This window comes from Pelotomaculum sp. PtaB.Bin117 (genome assembly GCF_002067195.1).
Classification (GTDB): Bacteria; Bacillota; Desulfotomaculia; order Desulfotomaculales; family Pelotomaculaceae; genus Pelotomaculum_D; species Pelotomaculum_D terephthalicicum.
This window is the reverse complement of sequence record NZ_MVQM01000115.1, coordinates 1-25,849: the sequence shown is the minus strand read 5'-3', so window position 1 is coordinate 25,849 and position 25,849 is coordinate 1. Positions and strand designations below refer to the sequence as shown.

Annotated in this window: 27 protein-coding genes and 2 tRNA genes; 21 read left to right on the top strand and 8 right to left on the bottom strand. The window is 48.7% G+C overall.

The window, feature by feature from the left end:
* The first annotated feature begins 53 nt into the window (after positions 1-53).
* From A4E54_RS07840 to A4E54_RS07795, 10 genes are all read left to right on the top strand, one after another.
* Positions 54-2,183, top strand: coding sequence for a transglycosylase domain-containing protein (locus A4E54_RS07840; protein ID WP_286725446.1), 2,130 nt, complete (start codon positions 54-56; stop codon positions 2,181-2,183).
* Between the two features lie 119 nt (positions 2,184-2,302).
* A complete protein-coding gene (locus A4E54_RS07835) occupies positions 2,303-2,542 on the top strand; it encodes a hypothetical protein (RefSeq protein WP_240082341.1) in 240 nt (79 codons plus the stop codon).
* A gap of 8 nt (positions 2,543-2,550) precedes the next feature.
* The gene (locus A4E54_RS07830) at positions 2,551-3,567 is read left to right on the top strand and encodes a nickel pincer cofactor-dependent isomerase, group 22 (protein ID WP_240082342.1); all 1,017 of its coding nucleotides are present in this window, start codon (positions 2,551-2,553) and stop codon (positions 3,565-3,567) included.
* A 114-nt stretch (positions 3,568-3,681) separates the two neighbouring features.
* On the top strand, positions 3,682-4,977 hold the full coding sequence (locus A4E54_RS07825) for a glutamate-5-semialdehyde dehydrogenase (RefSeq protein ID WP_240082343.1): 1,296 nt from the start codon (positions 3,682-3,684) through the stop codon (positions 4,975-4,977).
* A gap of 15 nt (positions 4,978-4,992) precedes the next feature.
* Positions 4,993-5,781: an enoyl-CoA hydratase/isomerase family protein gene (locus tag A4E54_RS07820; protein WP_240082344.1), complete on the top strand. Its 789-nt coding sequence runs from the start codon at positions 4,993-4,995 to the stop codon at positions 5,779-5,781.
* A gap of 6 nt (positions 5,782-5,787) precedes the next feature.
* Complete coding sequence (locus A4E54_RS07815) at positions 5,788-6,675, top strand: MBL fold metallo-hydrolase (protein ID WP_240082345.1); 888 nt, start codon at positions 5,788-5,790, stop codon at positions 6,673-6,675.
* 136 nt (positions 6,676-6,811) lie between these two features.
* Positions 6,812-8,293: a glutamate--tRNA ligase gene (gene gltX, locus A4E54_RS07810; RefSeq protein ID WP_240082346.1), complete on the top strand. Its 1,482-nt coding sequence runs from the start codon at positions 6,812-6,814 to the stop codon at positions 8,291-8,293.
* Positions 8,294-8,378: 85 nt separating this feature from the next.
* Positions 8,379-8,452: transfer RNA gene (locus A4E54_RS07805), tRNA-Gln, on the top strand.
* Between the two features lies 1 nt (position 8,453).
* A tRNA-Glu gene (locus tag A4E54_RS07800) sits at positions 8,454-8,528 on the top strand.
* 261 nt (positions 8,529-8,789) lie between these two features.
* Positions 8,790-8,912 carry a hypothetical protein gene (locus A4E54_RS07795; protein ID WP_282442283.1) on the top strand — a complete coding sequence of 41 codons (123 nt, stop codon included), beginning with the start codon at positions 8,790-8,792 and terminating at the stop codon, positions 8,910-8,912.
* Between the two features lie 177 nt (positions 8,913-9,089).
* On the opposite strand, the gene A4E54_RS07790 is transcribed toward A4E54_RS07795, so the two are convergent.
* Positions 9,090-9,236: a hypothetical protein gene (locus A4E54_RS07790; protein WP_240082347.1), complete on the bottom strand. Its 147-nt coding sequence runs from the start codon at positions 9,234-9,236 to the stop codon at positions 9,090-9,092.
* Positions 9,237-9,561: 325 nt separating this feature from the next.
* On the opposite strand from A4E54_RS07790, the gene A4E54_RS07785 reads away from it, so the two are divergent.
* The gene (locus tag A4E54_RS07785) at positions 9,562-10,044 is read left to right on the top strand and encodes a DUF7670 domain-containing protein (RefSeq protein ID WP_240082348.1); all 483 of its coding nucleotides are present in this window, start codon (positions 9,562-9,564) and stop codon (positions 10,042-10,044) included.
* A 37-nt stretch (positions 10,045-10,081) separates the two neighbouring features.
* On the opposite strand, the gene A4E54_RS07780 is transcribed toward A4E54_RS07785, so the two are convergent.
* On the bottom strand, positions 10,082-11,215 hold the full coding sequence (locus A4E54_RS07780) for a radical SAM protein (RefSeq protein ID WP_240082349.1): 1,134 nt from the start codon (positions 11,213-11,215) through the stop codon (positions 10,082-10,084).
* Positions 11,216-11,377: 162 nt separating this feature from the next.
* Here A4E54_RS07780 and A4E54_RS07775 point away from each other — a divergent pair, with 162 nt between their 5' ends.
* Genes A4E54_RS07775 through A4E54_RS07760 form a run of 4 tightly spaced genes read left to right on the top strand, consistent with a single transcriptional unit; the run spans position 11,378 to position 13,682 of the window.
* Complete coding sequence (locus tag A4E54_RS07775) at positions 11,378-11,731, top strand: hypothetical protein (protein WP_240082350.1); 354 nt, start codon at positions 11,378-11,380, stop codon at positions 11,729-11,731.
* Positions 11,724-12,584 carry a CBS domain-containing protein gene (locus A4E54_RS07770; RefSeq protein ID WP_240082351.1) on the top strand — a complete coding sequence of 287 codons (861 nt, stop codon included), beginning with the start codon at positions 11,724-11,726 and terminating at the stop codon, positions 12,582-12,584. Before A4E54_RS07775 ends, A4E54_RS07770 begins: the two co-directional genes overlap by 8 nt.
* A gap of 8 nt (positions 12,585-12,592) precedes the next feature.
* Complete coding sequence (locus tag A4E54_RS07765; protein WP_240082352.1) at positions 12,593-12,934, top strand: DRTGG domain-containing protein; 342 nt, start codon at positions 12,593-12,595, stop codon at positions 12,932-12,934.
* Between the two features lie 4 nt (positions 12,935-12,938).
* Positions 12,939-13,682, top strand: coding sequence for a PHP domain-containing protein (locus A4E54_RS07760; protein WP_240082353.1), 744 nt, complete (start codon positions 12,939-12,941; stop codon positions 13,680-13,682).
* A 47-nt stretch (positions 13,683-13,729) separates the two neighbouring features.
* Here A4E54_RS07760 and A4E54_RS07755 read toward each other — a convergent pair whose 3' ends face one another.
* On the bottom strand, positions 13,730-13,894 hold the full coding sequence (locus tag A4E54_RS07755; RefSeq protein ID WP_240082354.1) for an asparagine synthase: 165 nt from the start codon (positions 13,892-13,894) through the stop codon (positions 13,730-13,732).
* A gap of 163 nt (positions 13,895-14,057) precedes the next feature.
* Between A4E54_RS07755 and rbr the strand changes: the two genes are divergently transcribed.
* Positions 14,058-14,591: a rubrerythrin gene (gene rbr, locus A4E54_RS07750; RefSeq protein ID WP_240082355.1), complete on the top strand. Its 534-nt coding sequence runs from the start codon at positions 14,058-14,060 to the stop codon at positions 14,589-14,591.
* Positions 14,592-14,640: 49 nt separating this feature from the next.
* Here the strand turns inward: rbr and A4E54_RS07745 are convergent, their stop codons facing one another.
* Both A4E54_RS07745 and A4E54_RS07740 read right to left on the bottom strand, forming a co-directional pair.
* Positions 14,641-15,231 (bottom strand): aldolase, encoded by a 591-nt coding sequence (locus A4E54_RS07745; protein WP_240082356.1) that lies wholly within the window; start codon positions 15,229-15,231, stop codon positions 14,641-14,643.
* Positions 15,225-17,015 carry an aldehyde ferredoxin oxidoreductase family protein gene (locus A4E54_RS07740; RefSeq protein WP_240082357.1) on the bottom strand — a complete coding sequence of 597 codons (1,791 nt, stop codon included), beginning with the start codon at positions 17,013-17,015 and terminating at the stop codon, positions 15,225-15,227. The genes A4E54_RS07745 and A4E54_RS07740 overlap by 7 nt, the downstream gene beginning before the upstream one ends.
* Positions 17,016-17,242: 227 nt before the next feature.
* On the opposite strand from A4E54_RS07740, the gene murI reads away from it, so the two are divergent.
* The 5 genes from murI to fni all read left to right on the top strand — a co-directional run bounded on the left by murI (position 17,243) and on the right by fni (position 22,867).
* On the top strand, positions 17,243-18,067 hold the full coding sequence (gene murI / locus A4E54_RS07735) for a glutamate racemase (RefSeq protein ID WP_240082375.1): 825 nt from the start codon (positions 17,243-17,245) through the stop codon (positions 18,065-18,067).
* 59 nt (positions 18,068-18,126) lie between these two features.
* The gene (locus A4E54_RS07730) at positions 18,127-19,962 is read left to right on the top strand and encodes a polysaccharide deacetylase family protein (protein WP_240082358.1); all 1,836 of its coding nucleotides are present in this window, start codon (positions 18,127-18,129) and stop codon (positions 19,960-19,962) included.
* A 111-nt stretch (positions 19,963-20,073) separates the two neighbouring features.
* Entirely contained in the window at positions 20,074-21,168 is a 1,095-nt protein-coding gene (ychF, locus tag A4E54_RS07725; RefSeq protein WP_376741770.1) for a redox-regulated ATPase YchF, read from the top strand.
* Between the two features lie 62 nt (positions 21,169-21,230).
* Positions 21,231-21,758, top strand: coding sequence for a ferredoxin domain-containing protein (locus tag A4E54_RS07720; RefSeq protein ID WP_240082360.1), 528 nt, complete (start codon positions 21,231-21,233; stop codon positions 21,756-21,758).
* Between the two features lie 5 nt (positions 21,759-21,763).
* On the top strand, positions 21,764-22,867 hold the full coding sequence (fni, locus tag A4E54_RS07715; protein WP_240082361.1) for a type 2 isopentenyl-diphosphate Delta-isomerase: 1,104 nt from the start codon (positions 21,764-21,766) through the stop codon (positions 22,865-22,867).
* A gap of 86 nt (positions 22,868-22,953) precedes the next feature.
* Here the strand turns inward: fni and fbp are convergent, their stop codons facing one another.
* From fbp to A4E54_RS07700, 3 genes are all read right to left on the bottom strand, one after another.
* The gene (gene fbp / locus A4E54_RS07710) at positions 22,954-24,045 is read right to left on the bottom strand and encodes a fructose-1,6-bisphosphate aldolase/phosphatase (protein ID WP_240082362.1); all 1,092 of its coding nucleotides are present in this window, start codon (positions 24,043-24,045) and stop codon (positions 22,954-22,956) included.
* A 409-nt stretch (positions 24,046-24,454) separates the two neighbouring features.
* The gene (locus tag A4E54_RS07705; protein ID WP_240082363.1) at positions 24,455-25,285 is read right to left on the bottom strand and encodes an arsenite methyltransferase; all 831 of its coding nucleotides are present in this window, start codon (positions 25,283-25,285) and stop codon (positions 24,455-24,457) included.
* Positions 25,286-25,336: 51 nt separating this feature from the next.
* On the bottom strand, positions 25,337-25,645 hold the full coding sequence (locus A4E54_RS07700; RefSeq protein WP_240082364.1) for an ArsR/SmtB family transcription factor: 309 nt from the start codon (positions 25,643-25,645) through the stop codon (positions 25,337-25,339).
* Positions 25,646-25,849 lie beyond the last annotated feature (204 nt).

Here is a 25,849-nt window from a genome sequence, read left to right as displayed (position 1 = left end):
GGTGTTATAATTATCATATATATATATTTTGGAAGCAGAGAGGTTCATACAGTATGGCCGGCAGTTGGCGAAACGCTGTTAAGGTAATTGCTTTTATTCCCGCCTTATTAATCCTGGCGCTCACACCGGTGCTAATTTGGGGCTACTGTTACGCGAACTGGGTTTTGGCCGGTTTCTCCAGTGCCAAAGCCTTGTCCACAGTATTTGACCAGAACTCTTTCCTGTATGATGAAAATGGCAACTTGATCTGTGAAATTCATGGTGAGATCAATCGTACGCCTGTTTCGTTGAGCCAGGTTCCTGAGCACGTTCAGAAAGCTTTTGTGGCGATTGAAGATGAAAGGTTCTACAGCCACAGCGGAGTAGATATCAAGGCTATTTTACGCGCGGCGTTCAGTTATTACCGATCAGGACGGATTACCGAGGGGGCCAGCACGATTACCCAGCAGGTTATTAAGCTTTACTTTTTGTCGCCGGAACAAACTCTGCGGCGAAAAGTAAGGGAAGCTATGCTGGCTCTGGAATTCGAAAGACGCTTTAACAAGGATGAGATTCTGGAGTTTTACTTGAATAGAGTGTACTTCGGTGAGGGCGCCTATGGCATTCAGAGCGCGTCAAAAGTTTATTTTAATAAAAATTCCTCTGAGCTCACGCTGGCGGAGGGCGCGCTGCTGGCCGCCCTGGTACAGGCGCCCAGCGCCAACGATCCTTATTTAAATCCGGAAAGCGCGCAGCGGCGGCGAAACGTAGTGCTGGAAAAAATGAGCGAACAGGGCTACATCCTTAAATCCCAAGGGCAGGAAACACAGCGGAAGCCTGTGGAATTAAACAGCGATGTGAGTCTGGAGAATTACCGATCTTATTTTCTCGATTATGTCATGGATGAAGCGGTTGGTGTAATCGGCAACGATAAGATATTTAAAGGCGGATTAAAAATATACACTACCCTGGAGCCAGAAATACAAAAGAAAGCCGAACAGGTGTGCGCGCGAACAGATTTATTCCCTTCTGAAAAAGTCGAAGCGGCTATAGCGATGGTAGAGAACGGCACAGGGGCGGTGAAAGCTGTAGTGGGAGGCAGGCAGTACGGGGTGAACCGCGGATTTAACCGGGCTACCCAGTTATCCAGACAGCCAGGATCAGCCTTTAAGCCGATTGCTGTCTACGCGCCGGCTTTTGAACTCGGTTACACCCCGGACTCGGTTATTTCGTACGAGCCGCATAATTCCGGCGGCGGCTATTACGGGCCGATTACTATCCGTACAGCTGTGCAGTGGTCCCGCAATGTAGCCGCAGTCAGGCTGTTAAACCAAATTGGAGTGGACCGTGGTTTCGAAATGGCCGCGAAATTGGGCTTTGAGCTGGTGGAAGAGGACCGCTGCCTTCCTTTAGCCCTGGGCGGATTGACCAAGGGAGTATCCCCGCTGCAAATGGCCGGGGCATATGCTGCTTTCCCCAACGGAGGTGTTTTTATCAAGCCGTATTCGATTAAACACATCGAAGACTCGCAAGGGCAGACACTTTACCGTCATCCCCAGGGGACCCCGGTAATGAAAGCGTCCACAGCCGATTTCATTAAAGATGTTTTACGCGCGGTTGTAGAGGCGGGAACAGGAAACAGGGCGAAAATTCGCGGCGCGCAAGCGGCCGGGAAAACCGGCACCACCGAGCTGCCGGACACGGCAGAGTACCGTGGCTTGTCCGGCAACAAGGACGCGTGGTTTGTCGGCTTTACAGACCGGTACACCACCGCGGTATGGATGGGCTATGATGAGAGAAACATGGACAGACAACATTACCTGACTTCTTATGGCGGTAATCAGCCGGCAGAAATATTTCGCCTGGTGATGGCGGGTGTCATGGGCCTTGATGACAGGCCGGCGGGAGGATATGTTGTTCAGCCGCTAACTGAAGAACAAAAAGCTGAACAAAAGAAACCGGAAGAGAGCGATAAACAAGCTGAACAAAAAAAACAGGGTGATTCGATAAATCAGGTTAAGCCGGGCAAGCAAGGGGAAGAGAAAAAAGAAAATGAGGATACAAACAAACAACAAAATGATCCTGAGGGTAAAAGTAATTCCAATGATAATGAGGAGCAGAAAGATCCTGCAAAATCCGTGACGCCGGCGCCGCAGGATGAGGAGCAGAAGGCATTGAGTCAACCAGTTAAATCGTCTCCCTAAGTATAAAAGCCGTGCTTTCATTTACGAACAGCACGGCTTTATGCAGGGGGCAGAATTCAGGAATCAGAACGCCAGAGAAAATAAATTGCCTGAGATTGCTGAAATGAAGGAAACGGGTGATGTTGACATTGTTGGAACATCTTAATTTTGTTAGGATCAGACAGGTATTTCCCCTGCTGGAAGTTGACGATCCTCGCCAAAAAGCCTTGAAAGAAATGGAACGGATTAACCTTGGAGGAAAAATCAGGCCTGGCTGGCGGGTCGCCATTACGGCAGGGAGCCGGGGGATTAAAAATATCGGTGCCATCTTGAACGCCGTGGTGGAAGCGGTTAAAATAGCGGGGGCGGAGCATTCATAGTAGGCGCCATGGGCAGCCACGGCGGCGGTACGGCGGAGGGGCAAAAAGCTGTGTTGAGCAGTCTGGGCGTCACGCGGGAGCATTTGGGTTGTCCGGTATTGACCTCGGAGGAAGTGGTGGAGATAGGCGCTACTCCGGACGGGACAAGAGTTTTCTGTGACATTGACGCGTGGCGCGCCGACGGCATTATCGTCTGCAACAGGATAAAACCCCATACCACCTTTCACGGGCCGGTTGAGAGCGGTTTAATGAAAATGATGGCTGTCGGCCTGGGAAAAACAAAGGGCGCTGCTTGCTTCCACCGTCTGGGACCACGGCGGATGGCCCGGTCCCTGGTTGACATAGGCGAGGTTTTTACGCGCTCGGGAAAAATAATCGGCGCTGTCGGCATTGTTGAAAATGCTTACGAGGGCACTGCCATTATTGAGGCTGTTTCTCCGGACAGGCTGGCAGAGGTTGAAGAACGGTTGCTGTTAGAGGCTTACCGGCTGATGCCGCGCCTGCCGGTTGACCAGCTGGACTTTCTGATTGTCAGGCAAATGGGTAAGAATTTTAGCGGAACCGGAATGGACACCAATGTGATCGGGCGGTTGCGGATGGCCGGTGTACCGGAACCGGAAACGCCGTTTGTCGCCAGAATTGTCGTACTGGATTTAAGCGGGGCGTCCCACGGGAACGCCACCGGTGTGGGCCTGGCGGATATCACGACACAGCGTCTGGCCAATAAGATGGACTCCCGGAGCACTTACCTCAATTGTATCGCCAGCGGCAATATCCAGCGGGCCATGCTGCCGGTAATAATGTCTGACGACCGGGCTGCGATAGAAGCCGCGGTCCGCAGCCTTGCCGCGGATGAGCCGGTGAACCTGAAAGGAGCTGTGATAAACAACACCCTTGAAATGGAATATATGTGGGTTACCGGCAGCGTGGCAGGTGAGTTGAAGGGAAGGAGCGATATAGAGCTGATTGGAGCACCGCGCCGGTTGACCTTCAACGACGGATTGATGGCGCTTGAAGAGGATTAGTATTATATGATTTTCTTATGATAAAGTTAAGTATATAATATTAAGCGGGACGAGCCTGTTTGCTGTGTGATACGGAGTATTTCTGAAACTAAGCTTATTTAAGGAGATGTCAGTATGGAAATCAATGAAATTGCCCGCCAGGTTAAAGAAGCGTCCATACAGCTGGCTGCAATGAGCGCGGACCTGAAAAACAGGGCCTTGGAGCAAATAGCCGGCTCATTGATTGGCCGGCAGTCAGAAATTGTTAAAGCAAATGATGAAGACTTAAACCGGAGCGCGAAGGAAAACCTGCCGGAGCCCTTGTTGAAAAGGCTGAAGTTCGACGAAACAAAGATAGCGGATGTGGTTGACGGGATCAACAGCTTGATAAACCTGCCGGACCCGGTCGGCAAGACACTGCTTGCGACTGAACTGGACGAAGGGTTGGAGCTGTATAAAACCACTAGCCCGATCGGCGTCATTGGTGTGATATTTGAGTCCAGGCCCGACGCCCTGGTGCAGATTTCCACCCTTTGCCTGAAAAGCGGCAACTGCGTGCTGCTCAAAGGGGGCTCCGAGGCGAAAGAAACTAACCGCGTACTGGCGGATATCATTATCGACGCGACTAAAAAAGCGGGTATCCCGGCCGACTGGCTAAAACTCCTGGAAACCAGGGCGGAAGTCGATGAAATGTTGAAGCTGGATGAATATATTGACCTGATCATACCCAGAGGATCGAACGATTTTGTCAGGTATATCATGGACCACTCAAGAATCCCGGTCATGGGGCACGCGGACGGCATATGTCACTGCTATGTCGATGAAGATGCCGACCTGGAAATGGCGGTGAAAATTGTAGATGATTCCAAAACCCAGTATGTTGCCGTGTGTAATGCCGCGGAAACACTGCTGGTGCACGAAAAAGCCGCTCCCGGGTTTTTGCCCCTGCTGAAAGAAGCCCTGGACAAGAAACAGGTCGAAATAACCGGCTGCCCCAGGACAACAGAGATCATTCCGGCGTCTTTCGCCACGGAAGAAGACTGGGGGACGGAATACCTTGATTATAAACTTTCAATTAAAATAGTAAAAGATATTGATGAAGCGATAAATCATATTAATCATTATGGTTCCGGCCATACGGACAGCATTATTACCAGCAGCAAGGAGAAAGCGGCCAGGTTTATGGCGTTGGTGGATTCGGGGAATGTATTCTGGAATTGTTCCACACGGTTTAGCGACGGTTTTCGCTATGGTTTTGGCGCGGAAGTGGGGATCAGTACGAGTAAAATTCACGCCAGGGGTCCGGTAGGTCTGGACGGGCTGGTTATTTACAAATATAATTTGCTCGGAAATGGACACATAGTGGCGGAATACGCGGACAGAGAAAAAACATTCAAGCATAAAAGAATAAATAGAGAGTTTCCTTTTTAACAGGGGGTTGCAAGTTTGTACAATAATATTATTTTTAAAGTTAATGATGGTGTGGCTGACATTACCCTGAACAGGCCCGATGCCATGAACGCCTTAAACCATGATATAATAGCGGAGTTGGCCGAAGTTTTGCAGATTTGTCAAGGAGATAACACAGTGCGTGCGCTGGTAATTGCCGGTGCGGGTAAGGCGTTTTGCGCCGGCGGTGATGTGAAATGGATGCTCTCCGCCCGTGATGAGAACTGGAAGTCTGGTTTTGACAGTTTAGTGGACAGTTTTAATAAGGTTATTCTACTGATCAGAGATCTCGGGAAACCGGTCATTGCCGCAGTGAACGGATTTGCCAGCGGGGCCGGATTCAGCCTGGCGATGGCCTGTGATATCCGGATCATTAGTGATAAGGCTAAATTCAACCAGGCATATGTCAACCTGGGATTGACCCCTGACGGTGGCTCGACCTATTTCCTGACATTAATGCTGGGGGCCGCCCGGGTTATGGATTTAGTCTTTACCGGCAGGGTGATTGAGGCGAAAGAGGCACTGGCCCTGGGCCTGGCCAGTGAGTTGATCCCGGCTGAATCTTTAAACGAGAGAGTGAAACAATTGGCAGGACAATTTGCCAGTGGCCCTTCAATAGCCTTTAAACAGGCGAAAGCACTGATTAACGAAGCCCACAGGCGGACTCTGGAGGCGCAGCTTGACCTTGAGCGGGAGTCCATTGTCGGCGCGAGTTTAAGTAATGACTTTGAGGAAGGGCTGAAGGCTTTCGCAGAAAAAAGAGAGCCTGTCTTTAAGGGGAATTAATTTAACTTGAAAAGAATAAGCATCGCCGATGGCGTGGAATTCCTGGAAGCGCCCAAGCAGGAATCCTGGTTTATGAATAATGGTTTGTTGATTTCCGGTGAAGAAGTAATCATGATTGACGGCAGGTTTGGTGGTGAGGAAACTCTGGCTTTTATCCGGGAAAACAACGTAAGCCGCTATTTTATCTCTCATTTTCATATAGACCACGCCTCCGACGCCTGGCGGATCGCCGGAGAGACAGATTGCCGCCCGGCTTTGAACAGTACTGAATATCAATATCTTCAATCAAGTGAGAATATGTCGCGGGCAACGGGCTATGGCAAGGCGGGAGTGCACAGGCTGGTTGAAGAGATTCTTATGCCGAAAATGGGTTTGCAATACATCCCCAGCATAGATCCATATGAACTGAAGGATATTGAGGCTATTTCAAAAGGACAGTTGCTTGCTGTCCCCGCTCCGGGACATTCGCCCGGTCATTATTGCCTTTACGCCCCCCAGAGTAATTATCTTTACGCTTGTGACCTGGGGCTGGACCGCTTTGGCCCCTGGTATGGCTTCCCACACTGCAACCTGAACGATTTTCTGGCATCAATCAAAAAAGCGCGCGAATTGGGTGCCAAACAGCTCTTTTCCAGCCATAGCCCGGTTGTTCGTGAAAGAGTGGGGGAGGCTATTGACAGGATTGAAGCGATTATCGAAAGACGTCACGAAAAAGTATTAAACGCCTGGAACAAAGGGAAAAAAACAGTAAAGGAAATTGCCCAGGAAGGGATCTTTTTTCAGAGGACAGACGTCCATGGGAAAAGAGCTATTCCGGTAATGTCATATTGGCAAGAGTCAATGGTAAAATGCCACCTGGATTATGCCGGACTCCAGGCTGAAGATATTGAATAACAAAAAGCACCTTGGCTCTGTTAGGTTTCTGAAATAATTTGACAAGGTGCCGGCGATTTATGGCCGGCATCCTGTTGTTTCTTGACATCTTGTGGTAAACTCAATAAATGGGGTATTACCTACAGGAGGATTGAATATGGGCAAAATACGAGTAAGATTTGCGCCTAGTCCCACAGGCAACCTGCATATCGGGGGAGCCAGAACTGCTCTATTTAATTGGCTCTTTGCCCGTCACAACGGCGGCAAGCTGGTGCTGCGCATCGACGACACAGACACTGAACGCTCCACTGAAGCCTCACGCCAGCAGATTTTGTCCGCCCTCAAGTGGCTGGGGATTGACTGGGATGAGGGACCCGAAGTAGGAGGCCCCTATGCGCCTTATTACCAATCCCAGCGCTTCGACCTCTACAAAAAGTACACCGGGCAGTTGCTGGCTGAAGGGAAGGCTTATCGCTGCTACTGTACGCCAGAAGAACTGGATCTGCGGAGAAAAGAAGCGATGGCGGCGGGGAAGGCCCCGCGTTATGATGGACGCTGCCGAAGTCTGAACTCAGATGAGCGGAGCAGGTTTGAAGCCGAGGGGCGTAAGCCCGTAGTTAGATTGCAGATTCCCGACAGCGGTGAGACAGTGGTTCACGACTACTTCAGGGGAGATGTCTCCTTTGCTAACGAGTTTCTTGATGACTTTATCATCATAAAATCCAACGGTGTTCCAACATACAACTTTGCCACGGTTGCGGATGACTTAGAGATGAAAATTACCCATATCTTACGGGCCGAAGAGCATCTTTCCAATACCCCGCGGCAGGTCCTTGTCTACCAGGCTTTGGATAATCCTCCGCCTGTCTTCGCTCATGTCCCCATGATCCTGGCCCCGGACAGGAGCAAGCTCTCAAAGCGTCATGGCGCCACATCGGTGGAAGAGTTCAGGGATCAGGGTTACTTGCCCGAGGCTCTGGTGAACTATCTGGCCCTGCTCGGCTGGTCGCCCGGCAACGATGAGGAGATTCTGTCGCTGGAGGAGATGGTACGGCAATTCTCACTGGAACACGTAGGGAAGAACGCAGCCATCTACGACTTGAAAAAACTAACTTGGCTTAATGGACATTACCTGAACGAGGCCGGCCTGGAGCAGGTGACCGAACAGGTAATACCCATACTCAGAGGGCGAAAGTTGATTCCGGAGGAATTCTCCCATGACTTCTATCTCTATGTTAAAAATGTGGTAGACACTGTGCGCACTAGGGTTAAAACCATTAACGAGGTAGCGGATGCCTCCACCTACTTTTTTGATGATGAATATACTTACGACGAGAAGGGAGTTAAGAAATATTTCAGCAAACCAGGTGTGGCGGAGGTGCTGCGCAAAGCACGGCAGGTCCTGGAGCAATTGGAACCGTTTAACTTAAAAACAACTGAGGACGCCTACCGGCAATTAACAGAGGAACTGGAGATAAAAACAGGAGATCTCTTTCACCCGACCAGACTGGCCCTCTCCGGGCGGACAATGACTCCAGGTCTCTTTGATATTATTGTTACTATGGGGAAAGAGAAGACACTGCAGCGGCTGGACAGGGCTATCGCCTATATTGAGCGATTAGAGGCTGATGCTGTATAGTTTTGCTGTATGGTTTTTGCTTGCGTTACCACTGAACCTGTTATATAATAAATAAGTACGCTTGATAATGTAACAATAATAATGTTGCGGGATGGTGTAGTGGTAGCACAGGTGACTCTGGATCATCTAGCCTAGGTTCGAGCCCTGGTCCCGCAGCCATGGCCCTATCGTCTAGTGGTGAGGACATCACCCTCTCAAGGTGGAGACATGGGTTCGAATCCCGTTAGGGCTACCATGAATATTAATATAGTTGTCGGGCATCCGTGCCTAACAAGTGCCCAACAAAACTTTAAAATAGTCTAATGAAATATTTCTAATCAAGACCCATCTAAATCACAACTTAGATGGGTTTCCTGGGTATTACCATAATAGAGGAGTGCCAGAATAGCAACGCTGACGTATAACTTATGCCGCAGTCCGAATTTTGGTACTTACCAGTGATTAACACATTAATGAACTCCTGCATATTATATAAAAAACAATAGGAGTGATATAAATGGCATTTGGTGCAGGTGGTGCAGGTTGTGGCACTGGTTGCGGAACAGGTTTCGGTAACCCAGCGTTCATCATCTTCTTGATTCTGGTGCTGCTCGTCTGTGGCTGTGGCTTCTTTATTTAAAACTGAAAAACTTCCTAAATCTAAGATGCGTTTTATAGCCACTGGCTCTATTTGCCGGTGGTTATATTTTTAGAACCTCAGCATCGAACGCTTTGGTCCTCTTAAAAATGTTAATTAAGAAAGCCGTGGTATTATATATATATCACGGCTTTCCAGAAGAGACAATTCCGCAGTTCCTTATTTATTACCTTTTACTTCCAAAGCTGTTTGAAGGCTTTCTCTTAACCTGTCAATATCGACTTCACCGCAAATTATGAGAACAATACTATCCTCAATTTCAATACAGCAATTGCATTCTTTTTCCTTTTCATATTCGCATTCCATTTAAATTCCCTCCTTTTTGAAATAATTTTCTTTTCACCCTGATTTAAAATATATTATGCTACATGAGTAATAATGTTTAACTTTTTATGGAAAATATTTTATGCCGCGAGGTGACATCCGGAGTGATTTTTAGAGGAGGAGGCAGGCAGGCGCGAACTCTTTGGCCCGGCCTGTGTCGGAAGACATGCGCGGCCACGGTTGCATTGTTCTCTATCTTTTGCTATTAATATAATGGATGGGTTAATGTGGAGTATGCTTCCGGCGGGCTTGGGTTTTACAGGTTCTTTTGCACACGTTTTAGCAATAGGCGCTTGTGGTTGCTTCTTTGGCGCGGTTGCCGGAGTGGTTATTCACATCGGATGGAAATGCTTATGAGCTCTGTTATTTGCATGGTGATCTGACCCATGATGCTGCAAGTAAATCCTTACCGGCGGTGGTGAAGAAAATGAATGTTTCCAATAAAGCGAACAAATTTGCCGGGGTTTCAAGAGTGCTTGCCATTAGTTTTGTTTTATTTCTATCACTTTTTGCATTAGATGCGTTTTCAGGTGAAGCTCCATTTACTGAAAAATTAATAGGTTTCTTAATACACCTGATACCATCATTTATTTTCGTGATTCCTCTGATAATCTTTTGGAAAAGTCCAAGATTTTGCGGTCTGGCATATATTATTCTCAGCATATTATTTGTATTCTATTTTAGAACCTATAGGGATTTTGAATATTTTCTAATACTTTCGTTACCGCAATTTGTTGTGGGTGCATTATTTATTATTGCACATGTTTTTCAAAGGAGTAAATCAACTTAGGCTGACCAGCCCAAAAAGGGATAATAAGATTTATTCGTTAGATTACCTGATTTTTCAGGTAAGACAAGGTTGCCTGGTATTTGCCCTCTTTTTCCAGCCTGTCAAGCGCGGCGGCAACCCTGGCATATTGTGACGGATCACGCATGTCGTCCAGCACCCGGTAAACCCCCCAGCGTTTACCAAGGATGAAGTTTTGTTTTTCCCTTTCCGGCAAGGCGAGAAAACGGTCTATTGTTGCCAGCATGGCAGGCTTATCTGCCGGCAGCTTGCCTTGAACCTCTTCCAGCAAATTCATTGAGTGGTCGCTGACCAGATTGCTTTGAATACCGTCGAGATGTTCAATGAACAGCTTTTCGCCGGTAAGCACTTCTGCCTCGGTTTCTTCCTCGAACTCACCGTTTTGCACTTTTTGGCTCAGCGGTGTGCCTTCCGCTACTGTCAGGCTGCGCAAACGGATGAAATCGGGGTTGATCATGTTCAGCACTCTGGCCGTTTCAAGCGCGTGTTCCCTGGCCCACTGTTTGCCTCCCATGCCTAAAATAACATACTCTGAAAGAGATATGCCTGATTGCTTTACCCGCCTGCCGGCCTCAATATGCTGCTGCGCGGTGGCGCCTTTGTTGATTAGTTTAAGCACCTCGTCCGACCCTGACTCCATACCCACGTGGATGCGTGATAAGCCTGCTTGTTTCAGCGCCGTCAGTTCCTCCACGCTCTTGCGCGCCAGTGTGCTCGACCGGGCGTAAGTTGTGACACGTTCAATTGAAGGCAGGCGTTCTTTCAGGTATTTTAGAATTTCCACCACGTCGGCAGTTTTCATGACCAGTGAATTGGCGTCCTGCAAAAACACCGTCTTGCCGCCGTTATGCAGCCAGGAAGCGACGTGGAACAATTGATAATCCCCGGAATTATATAACTTTATCAGCATATCAAGGTTCAGCAAGCCGCCGAACCCGCTTTTCCGGGATATCTCCCGCACCGACCGGCACAATTTAACTACCGTGTCAATGTCATTCTTAATTTCTTCCACGCTGCGCCGCGAAAAAGTCTCTCCCTTGTATGACCTGCAGAAAGCGCACTTGTTCCACGGGCAGTTGCGGGTAAGCCTGAGCAAAAGGCTGGCTGCTTCACTGGGAGGCCTGATCGGGCCTTGTTCAAAAGATAAAGCCATATTTCATTCACCTTTTATTTACGAATTATCCGGTAACCAATATATAAACATTATAACTGTTTTTTTCATGAAAAAACAGTTACCCATACCTCAGTTTCTTCGCTTAAAAGAGAAGAAATATGATACTATAATAGAGGACCAGAAAATTAAAGAAGGTGGTTTGTGTTGACGCTTTCGGAAATAAAGAAAGTGTTGGAAGCAACTTGTTTTACCCGTCACTGCCTGGAGGATAAAGAAGTTGACACGGCATGCGGCGCTGATTTGTTGAGCGACGTCCTGGCTCACAGAAAGGAGAAGACCGTTCTTCTTACAGGGTTGATTAACCCCCAGGTAATTCGCACAGCGGAAATAATTGATTTGATTGGCGTGATATTTGTCCGTGGCAAAGTGCCTTCCCAGGAAATAATTGATTTGGCCGAGGCGAAGGATATTCCCATTCTATGCACCGCATACCCGATGTATGAATCTTGCGGTCTTCTCTACAAAGCTGGTTTAGGAGTGATTTCCAATGTATGACAAGCAGCCCTTGCCCAGAGTACAGGATGTTATGACAAGGGATGTTATCTCTATTGCCCCCGATTTAACTGTACGGCAGGCCAAAGACCTGATGCGCGATAAAGGCATTTCCGGCATGCCGGTTGTTGACCGGGAAAATGCTCTTTTAGGTGTTATCAGTGTGGCCGATATCATTCAGGCTATGGAAAATAATAACTTAAACGCTTTTGTCTCGGAAGTCATGACGGTGAACCCAATATTTTTACACGAGCAGGATACGGTCGGGTATGCTCTGCAAGCATGCCGCCGGTATAAATATGGGAGATTCCCCGTTATTGATGAGCAAGCAAAGGTTGTGGGGGTTTTAACAGTCGGTGATATTGTAACCCGGTTGGCTCAGTTGTTAAGAATTGATCAGGTGGATGAACCTGACGAAATAAAAGAGCCCAAGGATTTTACGACGCGAATATATGAATGCTCGATCCAAAGTATGAATTTTGACCTGGCAGGTCTAGCGGCCAGTAACATCAAAAAAATGCTTACCGGATTAGGGTTGAAAGGTACAACTGTCCGGCGCGCCGCAATCGCGGCTTATGATGCTGAAATGAATGTGGTGATTCATGCCTATGAAGGAAAGCTGTCAGCCAAGGTAACACCCCACGATATAACCATTACTGTAGAAGACAGCGGTCCAGGTATTAAAGACGTTTCTTTGGCCATGCAGCCAGGTTATTCCACCGCTTCTGACCGGATTAGAGAAATGGGTTTCGGAGCGGGTATGGGACTGCCCAACATAAAAAAATCAGCAGACGAATTTACTATAGAATCTACTCCCAAAGGGACTACATTAGTAATAAAAATTTTCATTGACTGAGGTGTTTTATGAAGCTGGTGAATTTATTAAAGGAATTGGACGCCGCCCTGTTGACACCGGATGGGATTGATCCGTCCCTGGAAGCAACCGGCTGCTACTGTGGAGACTTATTAAGCAATGTCATAGCTCGCGCTAAAACAGGCGATATCTGGCTAACCATCCAAACCCACCAAAATATCATCGCCGTCGCAGTGCTTGTAAATATACATTGCATTATATTGGTTGAAGGTAATTTACCTCAGGATGATACCTTGCTCAAAGCGAAAAAAGAAGGGATAGTAATTTTGAGTACTCAAGAAACGGCCTATCAAGTGGCCGGACGTTTATACACACTGGGCTTGGGCAGGTGAAGATATGCGGGAGTGGGTGATAGACCTGCATGTTCATACCATCCTGTCACCCTGCGCGAGTGACGAAATGGTGCCTCCCCGTGTTCTGCACAGGATCAAACAGCTTGGTATTGATGTGATAGCGATAACCGACCATAACTCGGCGGAAAATGTCGCTGCCTTTATGGCAAAAGGCAGAGAGATGGGAATAGGGGTTCTGCCTGGTATGGAAGTGCAAACCAGGGAAGACATCCATATGGTTTGTCTTTTTGACACTTTGGAGCAGGTGCTTGCCTGGCAAAATATAGTTTACGGTCACTTGCCTGACCGGAAAAACAAGAAAGATAGTTTCGGGGAGCAATGGGTTGTCGATTCCGAAGGAAATAAAGTTAGTGAAGTGGAAAGGCTGCTTCTGATGGGGACAGACCTTACCTTGGAGGAAGTTGTCAATGGCGTTCATCATTTGGGAGGGCTTTGCATAGCGGCCCATATTGACCGGAAAGCTTTCAGCTTATGGGGAAACCTGGGCTTTATCCCGGAGGATCTGCCGATAGACGGTGTGGAATTGACCCCCCATCTGCCGCGCAACCAGACGCAACTTAACCAACTAATAAAAAGGGGCTTTTATTATCTCATCTCATCAGATGCTCACTGGTTGGACGGCTTATTTCCTCCCCAGTGCTTTGCAGCTATGGATTCATGCAACACCAAAGCATTACGATCGGCCTTATTGAAGAAAGACGGCTGTTATATCCGCACCATCCGCTAGGGTTACAATGAAGAGAGAGGAGTGTGCACTCCTCTCCAAAACTCTCATTATTCCGGCGGGTGTTCGATCATGTCTATGGCGCCAAGGAGAATATGCGCCAGGCCAAATCCGGCTACTCCCCATCCGAACACGGGATTTGCTTTGCGCAACGCAAGTCCTGCAGTGGTAACGGCGGTACCAAGGACAGTCGGAATCAATCCTTCGCGTGGCAATAGAATTCCCCCTTTTCTGAGAGTTAATAATATTTTTGGGGAAATGGCCGCATTATATGTCTGTAAATATATGTTTTGTTTTTTGTAAGGGTTGTTTAAGAGGATTTTTAAATTCAAGATTGAACATAATAATTTATGTTTTCCTATAAAGGAGGGTTTAACCATGGAACTAAAAGGCAGTAGAACAGAAGCTAATCTGATGGCCGCATTTGCCGGCGAATCGCAAGCCCGCAACAAGTACTCGTATTTTGCGAGTGCCGCTAAAAAAGAGGGTTACGAACAAATATCGGCTATCTTCTTAGAGACCGCGGATAATGAGAAAGAGCATGCGAAAAGAATATTAAAGTTCCTCAATGGCATCGGCAATACAGAAAAGAATCTTCAAGCGGCGGCTGAAGGGGAGAATTACGAATGGACCTCGATGTATAAAGAATTTGAAGCCGTTGCCAGGGAAGAGGGCTTTACTGAAATCGCAAATTTCTTTGGTTCTGTGGCGACAGTTGAAAAGGAGCATGAGAAGCGTTACCTGGCTCTGCTGGAAAATCTCAGGAATGGAAAAGTGTTCCGTAAAGATCAGGAAGTGGCCTGGAAGTGCCGGAACTGTGGACATGTTTTCACCGGCAAGGAGCCTCCGGAGATTTGTCCCACTTGCGCCCATCCACGCGCTTATTTCGAGGTCAGGTGCGAAGGCTATTAGAGATTTGTTTGAGAATAATTGTCCCGCCGGTCGTTTCCGGCGGGATGTTTTACCACTCTTTGTATTCATCCGGTCGTTTGTCTTTCAGCGCACCTTTCAAGGTGCGGGTGATATGGATAATCCGGCAGATGTTCTCCAGGCTGGAGGTCCACTGGTAAGCTTCCTCCAATAATTGTCCGGTGGCGAAACTCCCGTGCCCGCGGACCATTACAATTTTATATTCTTTTAAAAGACCGGGCAGTTTTTCCTCCAGTTCCTGGGAGCCGATGGTGTGCTCCGCGCTCAGGACGGGAATTTTGTGCAACAGGTAAGCGCCTTCAGAGTCCAGCGGGATGATTTCTTCTTCCAGGAGGGATAAGGCAATGGCATGAACCGGGTGGGCATGCACAATGGCCAGAGCGGCGGTTTCTTTGTAGATAGCGCGGTGCACCCTGATCTCTGTGGAGGCCAGGACAATATTGCCGTCGTTTTTATGCAGTCCTGTTTCGATAATATCCCGTTCCATCAGATGACCGAGCATAGCCCCTCTTCTGGTGATGAAGACGCGGTCACCGCAGCGCACACTCAGATTGCCGCTGTGTGAGCTGTTTAGCCCGGCCAGAAAAAGGTCCCGCCCGAAGGTTTGAAATTCCTTTAACATTTAAAGTCCTCCAATCGCAATTCCCGCAGTTTTTCCGGTGCAGGAACACCGGATTCGTTCCACCCCCTGAAACGGTAGTATTCTTCAAGCATGGGCTTAAGCTCAACCACTTTTCCACTGGACGGTCCCTCTTGAATGGGCTCCTCCAGCAACCTGGGTGGCAAGGTGTCGCAAGAGCGGTCAAAACCGGCCCGCAGGTTATACAAGCGCTCCAAATTCCAGATTCTTTCGCCGGTCCGGTGCAGGTCCTGAGTTTGGTAATCCACACCGGTGACAGCGGATAATATCCTGGTGAAATACTCTTCGGAGACAGCCAGATTGACAAAACCGCAGGCAATCAGGCTGTCAACGGCCGCGCTGATATTCTGCTGATTGATGGTCAGCCCGGCTTTGCCTCTGGTGCTGAACCGGTCCACCATTTTGGGCACGCCCAGCGTCTCCGGCCCGGCCATATATGCCGGCAGGCGGCAGCCGCCCTGGTTTGAGGTGGCAAGGCCCAGCCCCATCCCCTGCAGACCGCGCGGGTCGTAAGCAGTCAGCTCCAGTCCCTTTACCTGCATGGCGTACTGGCCGGAACCGCACCTTTCAGCCAGGCGGCGTGAGCCTTCAGCCAGCAAGTTTCCGCTGCCTTCCCGGTATGCTATTTGTTTGATGGCCTGGAGCAGCCCTGTGGTGTCTCCAAAAGAGAGCCCGGTATTAAATATCCCTTTTTCCGCAAGCTCCATGGCGCAGCCGATGGTTACACCGGTGGATACGGCGTCCAGGCCCAGTTGATTGCAGAGATGATTGGCCTCGATAATTGTATCCAGGTCACCGATCCCGCATTCCGGACCCAGCGCCCAGATTGATTCATATTCCGGCCCCAAGATGGTTCCTGTTTTCGTTTTTAGCAGTCTGGCACACTGAACCGGGCAGCCGTAACAGCTTTTACGGCCTGTGGTCATGTGCTCGGCAATGGTCTCGCCGGAGATGTTTGCCACGCCAGGATATTGTGAATCCTGGAAATTACGGGTTGGAAATACACCCAGTTCGTTAAAAAGGCTGACCAGGACCGGAGTGCCGAATTCCGGCAGCCCCTGGGAGGTGATCGGGTTGGCCTTGAGCCACTTGCCGGCTTCGTAGAGCATGAAATCGAGTTTTTCTTTGTTGGCGATTTCCACCTTCCGCGAACCTTGTGTGGTGACGGCCTTCAATTTCTTCGCCCCCATTACCGCGCCTAAACCGCCCCGCCCCGTGTAGTGTCCGTCATTTATCACGGAGGCGAATTTTACCAGATTCTCCCCGGCCGGTCCGATACAAGCCACGCTTGTGTCATGCCCCAGTATGTCTTTAAGCCTGTCGTTTGTTTCGTAAACACCAGCGCCCCAGAGTTTAGCCGCTTCGTGCAGCGACGCCTTACCTTCCGATATAGTCAGGTAAACCGGTTCAGATGAAGCGCCTTCGATAATGAGTATGTCATAGCCGCTCTTTTTTAACCGTACACCCCATCTGCCACCGGCGTCCGTATCCAGGATAGTGCCGGTGAGAGGCGACTTGGCCGAAGTGCAGAAGCGACCGGCGCCGGGAACTCCGGCCCCTGTCAGCGGGCCGGTCGCGAAAACCAGTTTGTTCTCTTCTCCGAGCGGGTCGCAGTCGGCCGGCACTTCCCCGGCAATTGTCCAGGCCCCCAGTCCGCGGCCGCCAATCCAGTCTGAAAGAACTTTTTTTTCGATTTTTTTCTCAGTGATTACGCCGGTGCTTAAATTAACCCGGAGCATCTTGCCGAACCAGCCGCCAAAACCCATTATCATAAGCCCCCCAGACATATACATATATATGATAGATTATTTCTCCTAAGGGTGAATATTTCCTTTTTGAAGTTATCCTTATATTTTAACTTATCTTCATGCTAATATTATTATTTAAAACAAAGGAATTCGAACAAATCAAAAAATGCTGGTATAATATTACGGATAGGCTAATGCCTTATCTCAATATTGTCATGTGCGTTATAAATGAGGTTATGTCTGTGATGATTAATGAAAGGCCAATTGGACTTTTTGACTCCGGAATGGGAGGGCTTTCGGTGATGCAGGAGGTGCGCCGTTTGCTGCCGGCGGAAGACCTGCTGTATTTTGCCGACTCGGCTTACTGCCCTTACGGTTCCAAACCGCCGGAGATGATTCGCGCCCGGGTTTTCGCTATCGGTGATTTCCTGATCTCAAGAGGTGTAAAGTTGATTGTTATTGCCAGCAACACTACCACAGTTGCCGGCCTTGACGCAGCGCGGAAACGTTTCCATATACCCGTCGTCGGGGTTGAGCCGGCTGTAAAACCGGCCGTTTCGGTTACCCGCAACGGTAATATCGGCGTGCTCGCCACGGGTGTCACTCTGGCGGGCGAACGGTTCAGCCACCTGTTGGAAAGGTTTGGGGACGGTGTGAACGTATATACTCAACCGTGTCCGGGATTAGTGGAGCTTGTTGAGACGGGGATGCATGAAAGCCTTGAAGCGGAGGCTTTAGTCAGCCGTTACCTGGACCCTCTGCTGGCAAGGGAAGTTGATACGATTGTGCTCGGTTGCACCCATTATCCTTTCTTGCGTCCACTGCTGGAAAAGCTGGCCGGTTCAGGGGTGAGGGTTATAGACACCGGCGCGGCGGTTGCCAGACAGGTAGCGCGTATTTTAGAAGAAAAGGGGTTGGCGGCAAAAAAGAAAACGCCGGGCAGGGAGAGTTTTTTTACCAGCGGGGATCCTTCAGCAGTTGAGCCGGTAGTCCGCTTTTTGTGGGGGAATCCCGAATTAGCGGTAAAGCGGTGGGTTCTCCATAAACCATCACATATTTTACAGTTGTAGCCGCATGGAGTAAAATAAGTAATGACGGGTTTATATCACAACTTGGATAGAAGAAGGACATGAACATTAAAAAATATATCAGTATATTGATTGTTATTAGCTTGTTTACTTCTTTACCGGTCTTAACGCTTCTCCTTCACGCATCCAGCGCTGAACAGTCCGGGGTTGTTCAAGTAGGCCTATTGGTCGGTGACCGCGAGTCTGAACAGGGAAAGTTGATCCTGTCGGCTTACGAGCAGTTATTGAAGGAAGAAGGTTTTCCGTATCAGGTTGTTTCGCCGGGCGACGTAGCCGGATTTGGCGGCGCAGGTCTTCAAGAACGCTTTGAGGCGCTGCTGGTGCCGGAATTCGTCAATTCGTCCATGCCGCCTGATGTTGCGGAAGTCATTAACTCTTACGTAAGGGAGCACGGTGGACAGGTTCTCCTCGTATTTGACCCGGCCACAAAGGATTTAGGAAATACACAAGACCAGGCTCCGCGGTTGGCCAATCTGGCCGGGGTCAGGTATTTCATGCCCGCGCCCGGGGGGCAGGGTTCTACCTACCTGGGTTATTGGTATTTTACTTCCGCGGATAAGGGGCGGGAGTGGGGGATTTCCCCGGGCAAGCTGGAGAAGGATAACGCGGTAAGCAGCTACTCTTACGGAAAAGTGCAGTTTGAGCATTCCTGGGCAGTAAATGATGATGCTCAGATAGTTGCTTACGACAGCGGTGAGGATTTTAAAAATCCCGTTATTACAGAGAAATCTTATGAGAGCGGGGGCGCGGCGGTATATGTAAACATACCCCTGGGAAAATGCAAGCTGCGTTCAGACGACCTGACGCTCAGGTCGGTGCTGCGGACTTTCCTGATTCGTTACGCTAAAGTGCCACGGCTGGTGAACAGCCCCGGCGGGAAGGGCGGTATGGTTTTTAACCTGCACATCTGCAGCGGCGCTTACTTCCGGGCACTGATGGTAATGATGATGCAGGGCTTATTCCAGAAAGACGTTCCTTTATCCATTCACATAACGGCCGGTCCTGATACCTACAAGCTTGGAGACGGCGCGGGGTTTTTTGCGGAGAACAAATTCAAGGGCAAGCCCGTTTTGGAAGTGCTGCAGAACTACGGGGAAATCGGCTCGCATGGCGGCTGGGCGCATAACTTCTTCGCTTATAATTTGCAATATATGCCGGTGCAGAAAGCCGTGCAGCTTATTAAATGGAATTTTGACGCCCTGGAGGGGGTAACCGGCAGAAAAGTCCGGGAGTACAGCGATCCCGGCGGCAACCATCCGTTGTGGATAGATTCGTATATCGAAGGACTTGGGGTAAACTCCTACTATCATGCCGGCGATTCCGGCTCCAGCCCGACTCACCCCCGCTTTGACGGGAAATATGCCGGGCAGACGATGTGGGCGTTTCCCATTTCACCCTACCGGGAATTCGCTTGCTTTGAAGAGATGGAAAGAGGTCGCGTGCCTTCCGGGGAAGTAAAAAAGTGGCTGGCAGACTTGGTTGATTTCGCGGCCGAAGAAAGAACGATCCGGATGGTTTATAGTCACCCGTCCGATACCCGTTTCGGTTTGGAAGCCATCCGGGCTCTTGAAGAGAAAGCCCTGGCGGAACAGAATAACGGCAGGATTACTATTGCGCCGATGAGCTGGTTCGCTGATTTTTTAAACCGCAACGCCCGGACTCGCCTGCAGGTAAAGAAACAAGAAAGCGGCAATTATATCATCGCTCTGGAAAACCCTGAAGGGTTGGAAGATGTCACCGTGGCCGTCTATGTCGGTGATGGCCGGGAGTATGTTGTCCGGGGGGGTAATGTAAAAAGTGTACAGGAAGAAGGATGGCTTTATCTGACCGTCACTGCAAACCGTCAAAAAAAACACATTGAGGTGCGCTTTGATTAAACATAATCCGCACGGCTTGACGGGAATCGGCCGCTAAGTGCCGCCCAGCTTTAAAAAAACAGGTTTGTAAAACACCTGGTAAGATGATAAACTACTATTTAGGTGATGAACATGAGTTTGAACTGCGGTCTGGTTGGACTGCCTATGGTAGGAAAGACCACAATATTTAATTTGCTTACGGGGGCAGGTTTGGAAACCTCCAATTTTCTAACGGGAAAGACGGAAACCAACGTGGGAACAGCTAGAGTGCCGGACGGCAGAGTAGATTACTTAAGCAATTTGTATCAGCCCCGCAAAACTACTTACGCTCAAATTCAGTTTAGCGACGTGCCGGGTTTGGTGCGCGGCTCCAGTCAGGGCCAAGGAGTCGGCAACCAGTTCTTGAACACGATCCGGAACGTGGACATGCTTGCTCATGTAGTCAGAGCATTTGTTAATCCCGATCTCCCGCATGTGGATGGCGATCTCGATCCTTTGCGGGATGTTGAGACAATAAATATGGAACTCCTATTTGCCGATATGGATATAATTGAAAAAAGAATCGAGAGAATCAAAGGGGGAAAAAAGGTAAAAAAAGAAAACGCGCAGGAGCTTGAAATCTTAGAAAAATGTCTTGACGGGCTGGAAAATGAAATACCTATCGGCCGGGTGGAATTAACTGACGAAGAAAGACTCGTATTGAAAAATTTCAGCTTTTTGACTGAGAAACCATTATTGCTGGTTGTCAACACAGATGAACAGCAGTTTAAGACGAAGTCTTACCCGGGACGGGACGATTTAGAAGCTTATGCCGCCGGGCACGGCCTCCGTGTGCTGGAGATTTGCGGCAGAATTGAAATGGAGATTAGCATGTTGCCGGACGAAGACAAAGAAATGTTTTTAACCGACCTTGGTATTACCGAGTCGGGAATAGACCGTTTAGCGCGGGCGGCATATGATTATCTCGGGCTGATTTCATTTTTTACTGTTGGAGACGATGAAGTAAAAGCGTGGACGATAAAGAAGGAAACAGATGCCAAACGGGCCGCCGGTAAAATTCACTCCGACCTGGAGCGGGGTTTCATTAAAGCGGAAGTGGTGAAGTACCGTGATTTAGTGGATTTAGGGAATATGGGCAGAGTAAAGGAAAAGGGACTGTACCGCCTTGAAGGCAAGGAATATGTAGTGGAAGACGGTGACGTGATTAATTTCAGGTTTAATGTTTAGGTAATGTTGCGGGGCGGTTTACTGCCCCTTTTTATTTTTTGTAATCCTGGGGGTAATTCATATTGAAGGATACCATGCTGATGGTTGCCGACCTGATGGCCCTTTCCGCATGCACGGCGCCCAAAACACTGGGGCAGGATTTTGTCCGGGCGAAGGTGGTGTCGGGCAGTGAACTGGACATCCTGGCCGATGCCATGGATAGTTACGGCAAGGAAAAAGGGCTTGTGAACTACGACCGTGACGCGGAAAATATCCGACGTTCCAGCGCAATGGTGTTCCTTTTTTTGGAGCAGCCGGAACCCGCCGGGTTAAACTGCGGGAATTGCGGGCTTGACAAGTGTCCTAATAAAAACGCGGTGGGAGAGAATGATTCCGTACAATATCAGTGCGTATGGCGTGTATTGGACCTTGGCATCGCTTTGGGGTCGGCGGCCAAAACGGCCGGCATGCTGAACGCCGACAACCGTATCATGGGGCGTCCCGGTACGGTTGCTAAAAAAATAGGCATGGTTCAGGGAGAAATGGTTATCGGTATTCCAATATCCGCTGCCAGTAAAAATATATACTTTGACCGGCCTGAAAAGAAGTAGCATATATGCTGATAAGTTCCGCAATACTGGTACCGGCTGCCCGGGAGGTAACCAAGATACAAAGACAAAAACGCAAACTGGATCACATAGAATACGCCCTGAGACATAGCAGGCCGGAAGTCTCCAACGGCTTCGAGGACATCCGTTTAATTAATGATTCCCTGCCTGGTTTTAGTTTGAGTGATGTTGACCCGACTTGCGTCTTTTTGGGTAAGAGACTTGCAGCGCCATTGTTGATCAATGCTATAACCGGCGGGCACCCGGCAGTGGCGGGCATTAACAAAAGTCTGGCCAGGGCGGCGCGGCAAACAGGTGTGGCGATGGCGGTGGGATCGCAGATGGCCGGGCTGGAAAACCCAAAGTTGAGGCAAACTTACGAGGTGGCGCGCCAGGAAAACCCCGACGGTGTTCTCCTGGCCAACCTGAGCGCCGGGGCGCCGCCTGAACAAGCTGCGGCGGCGGTGGAGATGATTTCAGCCGACGGGCTGCAGCTTTATTTGAATGTTCCGCAGGAACTGGCGATGCAGGAAGGAGACAGACGCTTTAACGGAGTGGTAGATAATATTAAAAAGGTGACCTCCGCTCTTAATTCTCCGGTAATTGTCAAGGAAGTGGGATTCGGCCTTTCCAGAGAGTCCGTATCCGCCATTTACGCCGCCGGTGTCCGGCATGTGGACGTGGGGGGGCAGGGAGGCACCAACTTTATTGAAATTGAAAACATGCGTTCCGGTAAAATAAACAGCGCGGATATACGAAACTGGGGAATTCCCACAGCGGTCAGCTTGTTGGAAGGACTTAGCCTGGGGCTGCCTGTTTTCATGATCGCTTCCGGGGGTTTGGAAACCGGCGTCGATGTGGCTAAAGCCGCGGCGCTGGGTGCCGGTTTGGCCGGGATGTCAAGGATTTTTTTGAAAGAGTTGATGGACCATTCGGAAGAAGGACTAATAAATAAAATATCCGGGATAATTGATGAGCTGCGTCTGGTCATGCTGATGTCCGGGGCGAAGAATCTGGCGCAACTGGCGAAAAAACCAGTGCTCATAACAGGGCCCGTGGCGGAGTGGGCGCAAAGAAGAGGTATTGATATTGACAAATACGCCAGGAGATAGATAGTGCAATAAGATAGATAGTCATTATGAAAATGAAAAAGCCGGGTAATAGTAAACCCGGCTTTAACTTATTAATCATTTGGTTGCTATACTTTTTCAAAACGATCTTTTAGACGTTTGCTCACGCTAGGCATAGTGGTGTATTCCATTTCATCCAGATGCAGGCGGTGCGGTTCAAACGGCCCCATGCTGCGCATGTAGTTAGCTATTTCGTTGGCTTTTTGTCTGGCGAGGTCATAGGCTACATCAGCAAAGAAGTCCTGTGGTCCATGCAGTTTACCGTCGTTTAACTGGAATCCCAGGGCTACTACTCTGGGCGGCCCGTCAAAACGCGTGGGTGTCGAGGCATCAACGGAAACCGGCATCAGCGGGCCGCTGTGTGAGCCCCTCATCCATCCCGAAACCAAGTGAGGGTTGGCAAATGGCTCAAGCGCCTCGCCCACAGCCGGTAAACCGCTCTGACACCGTACAATTAATACCGGATCATCTTTGCCCACATAACGCCCGGCCATCAGGTTCAGACGCTGGGTGCTGGAGGTGGCCGCTATTTCATTGGTGCCTTTTTGATAAACCGATTTAATGCAATAACGCCCGGGAGCGCCGATGAATACCAGCATGTCGTACATCTCCTCAGGACAAGAGAAAGTCACCTTTTTGTGATCAATCAAGTCGCGTACTTCGAATAAAAAGCCCTGGTGCATTGACGGATCAATAATCAGCCCAATGGTGTTAAACGGGTCCGCAAACATTTTGTAAACAGGAAAGTTCCAAGCGCCGGGTTCGGTTTTATCGGCCATGTAAACAATTACAGGTTCGCTTGCGCGCTCCTCAAATTCCATTTCCGCCACGCCCGGGCCCATGCCTTTGACATTTCCCGAAAAAGAGTCCGCCAGCAAGTCCTGTCCGGCTCCGTATAATTTTAGTTTTTTAGCTACTGCGGTGCAGGACAAGAACGTATTCCAGGCCAGTTGGTGTATCTCACCGTTGTTCTTGCCCAATTCGTGTGTCATAATTAAATTAATATCGTCACCCACATGAGTTACGTGGTAATCTATCAAGAGAGGACTCCCTGCCAGAATGCCCCCGGCTGTTTCCAAGCATTCAGGGTGAACGTTCGAGTGACCTACGAAGCCGCCAATATCAGCTTTGATAACAGACAGTGTAATCTTCTTACCCATTTGTTTACCTCCTAAAAGTTTATATGCTATATAATTCTATACTATGAGGGATTTCCCTGCATAATTCTAGTTATTTTTTTAATTAATATGGAAATGTGTTATCTTTTATATTCTATTATTATTAATATGTGTTATGCTATTTGAATATAGTTAGAATTTTTTTAATATTATGCAAAAAGCGCCCCTTTATTGGAGCGCTCTAATTTATTTGATGAATTTGGAATTTTAACTGATTTTTATTGAAGTTAGTATGACGTTTCTAGTGAAGCAGACTGCACCGGAACCAAGAACAGGGCCTATGTATAAGGCGGTAATCCGAACTTTACGTGGCGATTTCCCCGTTTGTATAACCATGAATTAAGATTTAATAAAGTTTTCCCGGGTAAATCTGCTTTCGGTTAACGACTAGTCATTTGAGATGTTTTTTGGCTCTTATGAACGCGCTGACAATTGAATCTTTAAGTTGCTCCTTCTCGGCTTGGGATAAGCTTAACAGTAAAGTTTGCATTTTTTCATCTGTAAGGTCGTATTCACGGGTAGTCTCTATTTCAACGTTTTCAAAACCAGCCGCGGTTAGCTTATCTTGATATTCCCGGTCTAACAGCGCTCCAGCCACACATCCGGCCCAGGCCAGCATATCGTGCTGCACCTTCTCCGGAAGGTGTTTCCGCAAGACAATGTCGGACACGGCAAATCTCCCGCCCGGTTTCAGCACCCTGAAAGCTTCCTTTAGAACTTTGTCTTTGTCGCCGGAAAGGTTAATAACGCAGTTGGATATAATTACATCCACCGAATTGTCCGGTAAAGGTATTTCCTCGATATGCCCCTTCAGGAACTCGGCATTGGTTATACCTGATTTTTGCTGGTTGGATTGCGCTGCCGCGAGCATTTCGTCGGTCATATCCAGCCCGTAAGCTTTTCCGTTCGGTCCAACCCTTTTGGCGGAGAGCAACACGTCCAATCCGGCGCCGCTACCCAGATCAAGGACAACCTCACCGGGATTTAATTCCGCTAAAGCTGTTGGATTACCACAGCCAAAGGAGGTGGCGATCAGGTCGGGGTCCAGCCCCTCAATATCGTTGATCGAATAGAGTCCTTGAGTTATGAGACTTGTTGCGTTGCTCAAGGTGTCGCCGCAGCAGCCGCCGATCTCCGTAATGCCGCCCCCGCAGCACCCGCCGGTTTTGCTGGCAATCGCCTCTGAGTATTTTTGCTTAACGACTTCACGAATGTCTTCCAAAAAATAACGCCTCCTTAAATATCAATTTTCTGATGTCAAGGCTAAAAAATACTATAACTTAAAATCCATCCCCAATCGAGTGACATAGTCTTTAAGTGTTTCAGTGTTTAGAGAATAATACTTCCATTTACCGAATGGTTTTTCAGTAACAAGCCCCGCTTCGGTTAACTCCTTCATATGGTACGAAACCCTTGATTGGATCATGCCGAACTCAGCCATGATCTCACAATTGCAAACCCCTTCGGTAGAAGAAGAACAGCATTGCGGTCCTTCACGGCTGTATTGGTTCACCAGCAGCAGCATTATTTTATAACGTATCGGCTCACTTAAGGCTTTGGAAATTTTGACGGGCTCTAGCATGAAATTATCATATCAAATAATTTTGATATATGCAACTGCTTGGGATTTAAATATTAATTTTAGATTTCAATGTATTGGGGGAAAATTATTTAGGGAAACACAGGGCTGAATAGTCCAGGCCAAATAGGTACTAGTAGTTTGTTAACACTGAATCTATAATAAAACTTATTTTTATGTTATACTCTTCCCAGGAGGGAGGGGTAT

What these genes read in the sequence shown, in the direction of transcription:
- A4E54_RS07840 (WP_286725446.1), top strand. Translation starts at nt 54, where the DNA reads ATGGCCGGCAGTTGGCGAAACGCTGTTAAGGTAATTGCTTTTATTCCC.
- A4E54_RS07835 (WP_240082341.1), top strand. Translation starts at nt 2,303, where the DNA reads ATGTTGACATTGTTGGAACATCTTAATTTTGTTAGGATCAGACAGGTA.
- A4E54_RS07830 (WP_240082342.1), top strand. Translation starts at nt 2,551, where the DNA reads ATGGGCAGCCACGGCGGCGGTACGGCGGAGGGGCAAAAAGCTGTGTTG.
- A4E54_RS07825 (WP_240082343.1), top strand. Translation starts at nt 3,682, where the DNA reads ATGGAAATCAATGAAATTGCCCGCCAGGTTAAAGAAGCGTCCATACAG.
- gltX (WP_240082346.1), top strand. Translation starts at nt 6,812, where the DNA reads ATGGGCAAAATACGAGTAAGATTTGCGCCTAGTCCCACAGGCAACCTG.
- A4E54_RS07795 (WP_282442283.1), top strand. Translation starts at nt 8,790, where the DNA reads ATGGCATTTGGTGCAGGTGGTGCAGGTTGTGGCACTGGTTGCGGAACA.
- A4E54_RS07790 (WP_240082347.1), bottom strand. Translation starts at nt 9,236, where the DNA reads ATGGAATGCGAATATGAAAAGGAAAAAGAATGCAATTGCTGTATTGAA.
- A4E54_RS07780 (WP_240082349.1), bottom strand. Translation starts at nt 11,215, where the DNA reads ATGGCTTTATCTTTTGAACAAGGCCCGATCAGGCCTCCCAGTGAAGCA.
- A4E54_RS07770 (WP_240082351.1), top strand. Translation starts at nt 11,724, where the DNA reads ATGTATGACAAGCAGCCCTTGCCCAGAGTACAGGATGTTATGACAAGG.
- A4E54_RS07765 (WP_240082352.1), top strand. Translation starts at nt 12,593, where the DNA reads ATGAAGCTGGTGAATTTATTAAAGGAATTGGACGCCGCCCTGTTGACA.
- A4E54_RS07760 (WP_240082353.1), top strand. Translation starts at nt 12,939, where the DNA reads ATGCGGGAGTGGGTGATAGACCTGCATGTTCATACCATCCTGTCACCC.
- rbr (WP_240082355.1), top strand. Translation starts at nt 14,058, where the DNA reads ATGGAACTAAAAGGCAGTAGAACAGAAGCTAATCTGATGGCCGCATTT.
- A4E54_RS07745 (WP_240082356.1), bottom strand. Translation starts at nt 15,231, where the DNA reads ATGTTAAAGGAATTTCAAACCTTCGGGCGGGACCTTTTTCTGGCCGGG.
- A4E54_RS07740 (WP_240082357.1), bottom strand. Translation starts at nt 17,015, where the DNA reads ATGGGTTTTGGCGGCTGGTTCGGCAAGATGCTCCGGGTTAATTTAAGC.
- murI (WP_240082375.1), top strand. Translation starts at nt 17,243, where the DNA reads ATGATTAATGAAAGGCCAATTGGACTTTTTGACTCCGGAATGGGAGGG.
- A4E54_RS07730 (WP_240082358.1), top strand. Translation starts at nt 18,127, where the DNA reads ATGAACATTAAAAAATATATCAGTATATTGATTGTTATTAGCTTGTTT.
- ychF (WP_376741770.1), top strand. Translation starts at nt 20,074, where the DNA reads ATGAGTTTGAACTGCGGTCTGGTTGGACTGCCTATGGTAGGAAAGACC.
- fni (WP_240082361.1), top strand. Translation starts at nt 21,764, where the DNA reads ATGCTGATAAGTTCCGCAATACTGGTACCGGCTGCCCGGGAGGTAACC.
- fbp (WP_240082362.1), bottom strand. Translation starts at nt 24,045, where the DNA reads ATGGGTAAGAAGATTACACTGTCTGTTATCAAAGCTGATATTGGCGGC.
- A4E54_RS07700 (WP_240082364.1), bottom strand. Translation starts at nt 25,645, where the DNA reads ATGCTAGAGCCCGTCAAAATTTCCAAAGCCTTAAGTGAGCCGATACGT.